At 69.0% G+C, this 8,555-nt stretch carries 8 protein-coding genes and 1 pseudogene; 2 read left to right on the top strand and 7 right to left on the bottom strand.

Translation table 11 applies throughout. The features are described from left to right. Positions 1-294: 294 nt before the first annotated feature. The 4 genes from LDL49_RS53335 to LDL49_RS53320 form a co-directional block, all read right to left on the bottom strand. On the bottom strand, positions 295-513 hold the full coding sequence (locus tag LDL49_RS53335; RefSeq protein ID WP_225302621.1) for a PLDc N-terminal domain-containing protein: 219 nt from the start codon (positions 511-513) through the stop codon (positions 295-297). A gap of 249 nt (positions 514-762) precedes the next feature. After that, entirely contained in the window at positions 763-906 is a 144-nt protein-coding gene (locus LDL49_RS53330) for a hypothetical protein (RefSeq protein ID WP_225302620.1), read from the bottom strand. A 115-nt stretch (positions 907-1,021) separates the two neighbouring features. Then, positions 1,022-1,678, bottom strand: a complete 657-nt coding sequence (locus LDL49_RS53325) for a CBS domain-containing protein (protein ID WP_225302619.1) — start codon at positions 1,676-1,678, stop codon at positions 1,022-1,024. A gap of 145 nt (positions 1,679-1,823) precedes the next feature. Beyond that, positions 1,824-2,666, bottom strand: coding sequence for a universal stress protein (locus LDL49_RS53320; protein WP_225302618.1), 843 nt, complete (start codon positions 2,664-2,666; stop codon positions 1,824-1,826). A gap of 127 nt (positions 2,667-2,793) precedes the next feature. Here LDL49_RS53320 and LDL49_RS53315 point away from each other — a divergent pair, with 127 nt between their 5' ends. Then, positions 2,794-3,543, top strand: coding sequence for an HAD family hydrolase (locus LDL49_RS53315; protein WP_225302617.1), 750 nt, complete (start codon positions 2,794-2,796; stop codon positions 3,541-3,543). Further along, positions 3,540-6,449 carry a pyridoxamine 5'-phosphate oxidase family protein gene (locus tag LDL49_RS53310; protein WP_225302616.1) on the top strand — a complete coding sequence of 970 codons (2,910 nt, stop codon included), beginning with the start codon at positions 3,540-3,542 and terminating at the stop codon, positions 6,447-6,449. The genes LDL49_RS53315 and LDL49_RS53310 overlap by 4 nt, the downstream gene beginning before the upstream one ends. A gap of 42 nt (positions 6,450-6,491) precedes the next feature. Here LDL49_RS53310 and gap read toward each other — a convergent pair. The 3 genes and pseudogenes from gap to LDL49_RS59615 all read right to left on the bottom strand — a co-directional run bounded on the left by gap (position 6,492) and on the right by LDL49_RS59615 (position 8,551). Beyond that, positions 6,492-7,476, bottom strand: a pseudogene (gap, locus tag LDL49_RS53305) (type I glyceraldehyde-3-phosphate dehydrogenase). A 254-nt stretch (positions 7,477-7,730) separates the two neighbouring features. Further along, on the bottom strand, positions 7,731-7,931 hold the full coding sequence (locus tag LDL49_RS53300; protein WP_225302615.1) for an SHOCT domain-containing protein: 201 nt from the start codon (positions 7,929-7,931) through the stop codon (positions 7,731-7,733). A gap of 542 nt (positions 7,932-8,473) precedes the next feature. Further along, positions 8,474-8,551: a universal stress protein gene (locus LDL49_RS59615; RefSeq protein ID WP_225302624.1), complete on the bottom strand. Its 78-nt coding sequence runs from the start codon at positions 8,549-8,551 to the stop codon at positions 8,474-8,476. Between the last annotated feature and the right edge of the window lie 4 nt (positions 8,552-8,555).

The raw sequence follows: 8,555 nt of genomic DNA, 5'->3' as shown, positions 1-8,555 counted from the left end.
CGCGAATGGCCTGAACGGGCGGTAGTGTGCGTGCCACGAGCGTAGGTCCTTGCGTAGTGCGAACTTTGGTCGGTTCAGCACGGCAACCTACGCTCGTTCACTTTTACACCGCATCTCGGACGCGACCTGAGCGCACTCGAGCCGACCCGAAGGCGCCATGCCGTCCGGCCGGTCGTCGTACGGTCGTCGTACGGCGAGTGCCGAGCGTTCGGCGCCGTGTGCACGGCACACGTTCTCACGGGGTACGCAGTACCCATGCGACGATCGGGTTGACCAGCCGGGTCTGCAGCCGGCCTAGCGCCCGCACCGGGACCGCCGCCCGCACATCAGGTAAGCGATGCGTCCGATCGGCTGGACGAAGATGCCCAGCCACCACAGCTCCTTACGTCCCCGTACCTCGTCCCGCGGCCGGAACCACAGGTCCACCGCCGCCGTCGCGGTCAACGCGAACTCTGCTGACACAGCCACTAACAGCAGGCCCCGCTGCCGCTCGGAGAGCTCGTTCCAGCGCATCGGCCTCGTCCCTTCTCTCGGCGTACCTCCACCAGGAGCCTGTCAGGCTCCCTGCCGGTCGTCCCGGGCCGAAGGGCCGGGATCAGCGGCCTTTGACCACCGTCGCCGCCGCTCCCACTGCGGGATCGGCCAGTTCAGGGCGCCCCGGGCCGCCGTCGATAACGCGATCAGCGTGGGGGCCACGTCGCGGATCGTCGCTCCGGCGAGCAGGTGGCAGTTCCTCGCGCCACCTGGGAATACGCACCGCTCCTAGTCCGCGCGTGCCGTGATATGGAAGACCGGGATGCGGGACGCGATCCGCTCGAACTCCTCCAGCGGGGCCCGCCGGTCCACCGGGATGTGGGGGCGGGCGCCGGGCGCTGGCGTGCGGCCGAGCCGATGCGTGATCGCCATCTCCGCACGGGCGATCTTGGCGAGCCGGTTCGCCTCCGATCGGCAACCGCAGCGTGGGGGCCTGCTCCAGCCCTCGTCGGATGGCCTTGCGGCCAGGTGGCTTCCATGTCGGCCCCTACAGCAGCGGCGGGACGACGATCCGGTCGGCCCTGTCGTAGGTCAGCTCGGAGACCACGTCGATCACGCCGTCCACCCGGCGGATCTCCTCCACCAACCGGATGGCCTCGGAGCCGCGCGCCACCCGGCCGCTGAGCCGCACCACACCACCAGAGATGCCTACCGACACCGACGTCAGGTCACCGATCACGGCCCTGATCTCCCTCTCCAACTCGCCCGTGGAACGACCGAAGACACGCAGCAGGTCTGACCGGTGCAGAATGCCGATGATGCGCCCGGTGGCCGCATCGATCACCGGCAGCTGCTTGATCCGCTTCTCGTGCATCAGCCGCGCCGCGTCGCGAACCGGGGTTCCCGGAGTCACCGTGATCGCGGGCGTGGTCATGAGCGCCGACGCGGTGACCGCGGCCGCCTTCTCCTGCTCCTCGCGCCGCTTGCGCCTGCCGAAGATCGGGGCGCTGTGTCGTACCGGGTCCAGTTCCTTGAGCAACAGATCGTCTTCGGAGACGACCCCCACAGGCCGGCCACCGGCATCGATCACACTGATCGCCCCGAGGGTGTACCGGCGCATCGTGCGCACGATCTCGGCAAACGACGCGTCCTCGCGAACCGCGATGGCGACGTTCCTCATGACGTCCCTGACCTTGATGGACATGGTGGCCTCCTCATCTCTCTCCCAACGATGCGCTTGGGGCGACCACGGGCGGCATGGGCGAACGTCCTTCGCCGCAGAGCCTTTGGTCCCTGCTAGACGTGGAGCACGGGCGACGGGTCGTCTTCCCCGTCGACAGAGAGGGCCTCTATGCGCGTACCACCGCCACCGGGCAGCGGGCGTGGTGCAGGACGCCGCGACTGACCGAGCCGAGCAGCAGCGCGCCCGCCGCGCCGTGACCGTGCGAGCCCACCACCAGCAGATCGGCTCGGGCGGAGGCATCGGCCAGGGCCTCCACCGGCTGCGCCGACTGGACATCCTCGACGACCGTCACCTGCGGGTATTCCTTCTTGCGTGTTTCCAGCCGATCGCGGACCACCTGGTGCTGCGCGGTGCGGACCTCGTCCATGTCGTACGGCGCCTCGGGTGCGAACGCGTGCACCGGCAGTTGCCAGGCGTGCACCACCCTCAGCGTGCTCCCCCGCAGCTTGGCCTGCCGGAAGGCGTAGGCCAGCGCGGGCTCGCACGCGGGCGAGTCGTCCACGCCGACCACGACCTCCCCGCGCACCGGCTGATGGTCGCCGCGTACGACCACGACGGGGCCGTGAACGTGGCCGGCCACGTGCGTACTGACCGAGCCCAGCAGCGCGCCGGCGAACCCGCCGAGCCCGCGACTGCCGAGCACGATCTCAGTCGCCTCCTTGGCCTGCTCGCGCAGCACCTCGGCCGGCGCGCCCTCGATGTCCCGCGTCGTGACCTCGACGCTCGGCTGGCGCTCGTGAGCCAGAGCCAGCGCCTCACGCAGGATCCGCTGCCCCTCGCGCAGCAGCGTGTCAGGCAGCGCGGCATCAGCGAACTTGCCAATCTGATACGGCGAACGGTCCACGGCGTGCACGATCCGCAGCGGCTCCCCCATCCGCAGAGCGTCGTTGACCGCCCACTCCACCGCGGCCCGCGCGGTCGTCGAGCCGTCCACCCCTACAATGATCATGATCCATCCTCCTTCGTCATCTCTCCATCGGACTCGCTCACGGCGCATCGTTGCAGGGCCGGAAGTCCGTCAGGCAAGAGCCGAAGGACCCTGTTTGCCCGAGTGACGGGTGCGTAGCGTGATGGGCATGGCAGCCATCGATCTGACACGGCTCCGTGGCGTGGTCTTCGACACCGACGGTGTGGTCACCGACACCGCCCGTGTGCACGCGGCGGCGTGGAAGCACGTCTTCGACGTCTTCCTGCGCGACCGTTCCACCCCGTTCGACATCCGGGCCGACTACCTGCGCTACGTCGATGGGCGGTCGCGTCTGGACGGGGTCCGCACGTTCCTGGCCTCCCGCGGCGTCTGCCTGCCCGAAGGCGGGCCACAGGACGAGCCGGGCGCGCCGACCGTGCACGGGCTCGGGCTGGCCAAGGACGCACTGTTCGTCCAGGAGATCACCGAGCATGGGGTGGCCGCCTTCGGCTCAACCGTCGATCTGCTGCACGAGCTGCGGCGGCGCGGTTGCCGTACCGCCGTGGTGTCGGCGAGCAGGAACTGCCGCGCGGTGATTTCGGCTGCGGGGCTGACGCACCTGTTCGACGTGCTGGTCGACGGCGCCGAGGCCGCCCGGCTGGGCTTGCCCGGCAAGCCCGACCCGGCGTTGTTCCTGGAGGCCGCCCAGCGCTTGGAGCTTCCGGCGGACGAGGTGGCGATCGTGGAGGACGCGCTGCCCGGTGTCGAGGCGGGGCGCAGAGGCGCCTTCGCCCTGGTCGTCGGGGTGGACCGGACGGGCTCGGGAAGAGCCGCGATGCGCCGCGCCGGAGCGGACGTCGTCGTGACGGACCTGGCCGAACTGGCCATCACCGGCCGCGTCCCCGTCATACGGCGATGAATCCCTGGACGCTCGTCTACGAGGGGTTCGACCTGGCTTCGGAGGGGTTACGCGAGGCTCTGTGCACGCTGGGCAATGGCCGGTTCGCCACGCGCGGCGCGACGCCTGACGGCGAGGTGCGCACGCCCGGCACCTATGCCGCGGGCTGCTACGACCGACTGGCCTCCACGGTCGCGGGCCGCACGGTCACCAATGAGGACTTGGTCAACCTGCCCGACTGGCTGCCACTGACGTTCGCCACCCCCGGTTCAGCGTGGTTCCGCCCGGAGCGGGCCGACCTGCTGAACTACCGCCAGGAGCTCGACCTCCGGCAGGGGGTGCTGCGGCGCGAGTTACGCTGGCGTGACGAGGCAGGCCGCATCACCCTCGTACGGCAACGCCGTCTGGTGTCCATGGCCGACCCGTACCTGGCCGCACTCGACACCACCTTCACCGCGGAGAACTGGTCCGGCCCGCTGCGCGTTCGCGCGGAGCTGGACGGCCGGGTGACCAACAGCGGCGTGGCCCGCTATCGTGACCTGCGCGGCGATCATCTGACCGGCCACGCGACCGGCACGCAAGACGAGCTGACCTGGCTCACCACGGTCACCCGCTCCTCCCGGATCGCGGTCGCGCTCGCCGCGCGTTTGGACGCGCCGGCGGCACCCGAGGTGACCAGCTCGCCTGACCGGATCACCGCCGAGCACGTACTCGACGTCGTCGAGGGCGTGCCCGCGACGGTGACCAAGGTCGTGGCGCTGCTGACCTCACGCGATCCCGCCATCCACGACGCCCGCTCTGCGGCCCTGCGCCGATTACGGCTGGCACCGCGTTTCGACGAGCTGCTCGCCCGGCACGTGGCGGCCTGGGAACGCCTGTGGCAGGACGCCCGGCTGGATGTGGACGGCCCGGAACTGGCGCAGATCGTCCACCTGCACATCTTCCACGTGTTGCAGACGCTTTCTCCACACACCGCCGACCTCGATGTCGGTGTGCCCGCCCGGGGCCTGCACGGCGAGGCCTATCGCGGGCACGTGTTCTGGGACGAGCTGTTCGTCCTGCCCTGGCTGAACCTGCGCTTCCCAGAGATCTCACTCGGCCTGCTCCGCTACCGGTGGCGGCGGCTGCCCGAAGCCAGGGCGGCGGCCCGCGACGCGGGGTATGACGGCGCGATGTTCCCCTGGCAGAGCGGCAGCGACGGGCGTGAAGAGACCCAGACGCTCCACCTCAACCCCGCCTCCGGCCGCTGGCTGCCCGACGTGTCCCACCTGCAGCGGCACATCGGCCTGGCCATCGCCTACAACGTGTGGCAGTACCACCTGGCCACCGGCACGATGCCTCCGTGGTGCGCGGACCTGCTCATCGACATCGCCAGGTTCTTCGCCTCACTAGCCGTGCTCAACCCCACATCGGGACGGTACGAGATCCACGGCGTCATGGGACCCGACGAATACCACACTGCCTACCCAGGGACCGGCTCCCCCGGCCTGGCCAACAACGCCTACACCAACATCATGACCGTGTGGCTGCTCTCACGCGCGCTCGACACCGGGAAAGCCGATCCTGGGGAGTCGGCGCGCTGGGACGACATCACCCGGCGCATGCGTGTCGACTTCCACGACGGCGTGATCAGCCAGTTCACCGGGTACGCGGACCTCTTAGAGCTGGACTGGGCCCGCTACCGCGGCGTGCGCCGCCTGGACCGCGCGCTCGAAGCCGACGGCGACGACGTCAACCGCTACAGGGCGGCCAAGCAGGCGGACACGCTGATGCTGTGCTACCTGCTGAGTGCCGAGGAGTTACTGGCGATCCTGGAGCGGCTCGGCTACCCGGCCACGCCGGACTTGATCCCTCGTACCATCGGCTACTACCTGGCCCGCACCAGCCACGGCTCCACCCTCAGCGCCGTCGTACACGCCTGGGTGCTCTCCCGCTCCGACCGGGCCCGCTCCTGGCAGTTCTTCACCGAAGCGCTGTTCAGCGACATCAACGACGTCCAGCACGGCACCACCGCGGAGGGCATCCACCTTGGCGCCATGGCCGGCACGCTGGATATGTTGCAGCGCTGCTACCTGGGCCTGGAGCTGCGGCGCGACGGCCTGCACCTCAACCCGCTCCTGCCCGACCGGCTCGGCTCACTGTCCATGCCGATCTGCTACCGCGGTCATCAACTGGTCATCGACGTTGATCACGACAGAACACGTGTCGACGGCGTCACCCTGCCACGCGGCACCAACAGCACCTTCACCACTGATGACAAGGAGACGTTCATGACAGGCACCGGCGACTTCGGACGTCGCATGATTCACCATCGCGAGCGGCTGGGCCTCACCCACGAGCAGGTCGCCGACCGCGCGGAGATGTCCACCGGGTACGTCCAGTACCTCGAAGGGCACCTGAGCCCCCCGAACATCGAAGCACTGGCGCGCCTGGCCGCCGCGCTGGAGACCACCGTTCAAGACCTGCTGGGTGGCGGTCAAGATCGTCCGCCGGGTGGCGGCTCCGCCTCGGCCGACCCGGCCCTGGAAGTGCTTGAGCCCGCGGAATGCCTGCGCCTGATCGCGCCCGGCGGGGTCGGCCGAGTGGCGTTCAACGGCTCGCACGGGCCGACGATTCTGCCCGTCAACTACAAGCTCCACGACGGCGCCATCGTGTTCCGCACCGCGCCGGGCGGCCCGATGGACCAGGACCTGCGCACCGGTCTGGAAGGCGTAGAGATCAAAATCGGTTTCGAGGTCGACAGGTTGGACGAGGCCCAGCGTGAGGGATGGAGCGTCCTCATTCAGGGCCCTGCCCACCATGTGCCGCCGGATGAGCTGGCCAAGGTCACCGATTCCGACATCACCCCGTGGGCCGGTGGCGACCGGCAGCTCTACATCCGTATCGTCCCGCACCAGATCACCGGCCGCCGCATCCACGGCCGGTGAGCCGAAGGGACGAAGATCCCGAACCAGAAGGCGCTTCCGGCGTCATGCCGTTCGCTGAGCCATTTCGACCAGCCGGTTGGCGTAACCCCACTCGTTGTCGTACCAGCCGAACACCTTGACCAGATCGCCGCCTGCCTGGGTGAGCCCGGAATCGAACACGCACGAGGCGGCGTCACCGACGATGTCGCGGGAGACGAGCGGATCGGTGCTGTAGCGCAGGATGCCGTGCAGCTCACCCGCGGCAGCGGTGGCGAAGGCGTCGTTGACCTCCTGCGCGGTGACCGGTCGGGAGAGCTGGGCGCTCAGGTCGGTGATCGAGCCGTCTTCGACGGGCACCCTGATGGCGATGCCGTCCAGCCTGCCGTCCAGCTCGGGCAGCACCTGGCCGACCATGCGGGCCGCGCCGGTGGTGGTCGGCACGATGTTCACCGCGGCCGAACGCGCTCTGCGCGGGTCCTTGTGCGGCCCGTCCAGCAGCATCTGGTCACCGGTGTAGGCGTGGATGGTGGTCATGAACCCGCGCACCAGGCCGAAGCTCTGGTGAAGCACCTTGACCATGGGAGCGACGCAGTTGGTGGTGCACGAGGCCAGTGAGACGATCTCGTGCCGGGCCCGGGTCGTAGGCGGCGTCGTTGACGCCGGGCACGATGGTGACGTCCAGGCCCTTGCCGGGAGCCGATAACAGCACCCTGCGGGCACCCGCCTTCAGATGGCCGGCCAGCGCATCCCTGGTCCGGAAGCGACCGGTGGCGTCGATGACCAGCTCCACGCCCTGGGCACGCCAGTCGATCGCGGCGGGGTCGGCGTGGGCGCTGATCGCGATGCTCGTACCGTTGACGGTCAGAGCGTCGGTGGAGGCGGCGACGGGAAGGTCGAGCGCGCCATAGGTGGAGTCGTGCCTGAGCAGGTGGGCCAGTGCGGCCGCCTCGGTGATGTCGTTGATGGCGACGATCTCCAGGTCGGTGCGGAGCGCGCGACGCAGGACGGCCCGGCCGATCCTGCCGAATCCATTGATTCCGATTCTCATGCCACCATCGTCCGGCGGACCGGCCTCGGCGTTCAGAGGCCACGGTCCCCACCCGGATGGGACCTTCGACCCCTATCGGAACACAGCGTCCTCGACGCTTAACCGGGTGAAATCGCCCTCAGCCCACCATTCGGCCCAGGCCACCAGCCGCCCCGCCGCCAGGCCGGGATGGTCAACCTGTCGAACCGGCGACGATCTCACTCCTCGTCTCCTGAGGCGGAAACCCGGACGATCACGTCCACGTCCTTGCCGGGCTATCCCGTATGGTGGAGATGATCGAGCCTGTCCCGGTATTCATCGGTGGAGATCTCGCCGCTGGCGTACCGCTCGGCGAGCACCTCATGCGCCCGCTCGAGACCAGAGCGTTCAAGCGACGATCTGAGGTCCTGGCCTGTGAACGCCCGCGCGACCAGCCACACCACCAGAGCGATGAGGCCGATCCAGAACAGCATCATGAAGCCGCCCCACATCCATCCCGATCCACTGCCCCACATGTGGCCCCATCCGTTCCAAGGGCCGGCGGGGGAATTCATGACTCCCATGTCATCCTCCTTGAGTGCCTTCCTCCTTGAGCGAAGCCTCCGCTCAAGGTCAGGGTCGCAACGGAACGCACCCGTCGACAGCGGCGAAAGTCCCTGTTCAAGGAGGCTTTCGGCCTTTCCGGCCGGGAGGCGAGGATGGAGCGAGGCCCGGCCCGAGTTCGTGCCCGCCAAGGTGCGTCAGGGTGACCTAGCCCCACGTCCTGCGGCGTGCGGCAGCGGATCTGGCGCAAGTCGCGGGCAGGGCACGGACTCGGTGAGCCGCCGCGACAGAGGTCCAACAGCGCTCATACTGAGGACTTTCGGCAACTGCCACTTGGTGCGCCGGATGATGGGCTGGATGGATGAACCCTTATCCCGTGCGTGTCGAGGCCAGGTTGGAAGAACCGCTCAACCGGGGCCTAAGGTCGCGGTGCGGCGCTCTGCTCGGCCATGAACCTGGCGAGCCCCGCACCGGGTCACCTCGACGGTTCGTGCATCACCGCGACGGGGCAGGGAGCGTGGCGCCCCATGGCCTGGCTGACGGATCCGAGCAGAGCG

Origin of the sequence: Nonomuraea aurantiaca, assembly GCF_020215705.1 — a bacterium.
GTDB classification, from domain to species: domain Bacteria; phylum Actinomycetota; class Actinomycetes; order Streptosporangiales; family Streptosporangiaceae; genus Nonomuraea; species Nonomuraea aurantiaca.
This window is presented reverse-complemented; position numbering and strand designations above follow the sequence as displayed.

Excerpts from the sequence above, each read along its gene's own strand:
- LDL49_RS53335 (WP_225302621.1), bottom strand. The coding sequence starts at position 513 with ATGCGCTGGAACGAGCTCTCCGAGCGGCAGCGGGGCCTGCTGTTAGTG.
- LDL49_RS53330 (WP_225302620.1), bottom strand. The coding sequence starts at position 906 with ATGGCGATCACGCATCGGCTCGGCCGCACGCCAGCGCCCGGCGCCCGC.
- LDL49_RS53325 (WP_225302619.1), bottom strand. The coding sequence starts at position 1,678 with ATGTCCATCAAGGTCAGGGACGTCATGAGGAACGTCGCCATCGCGGTT.
- LDL49_RS53320 (WP_225302618.1), bottom strand. The coding sequence starts at position 2,666 with ATGATCATTGTAGGGGTGGACGGCTCGACGACCGCGCGGGCCGCGGTG.
- LDL49_RS53315 (WP_225302617.1), top strand. The coding sequence starts at position 2,794 with ATGGCAGCCATCGATCTGACACGGCTCCGTGGCGTGGTCTTCGACACC.
- LDL49_RS53310 (WP_225302616.1), top strand. The coding sequence starts at position 3,540 with ATGAATCCCTGGACGCTCGTCTACGAGGGGTTCGACCTGGCTTCGGAG.
- LDL49_RS53300 (WP_225302615.1), bottom strand. The coding sequence starts at position 7,931 with ATGATGCTGTTCTGGATCGGCCTCATCGCTCTGGTGGTGTGGCTGGTC.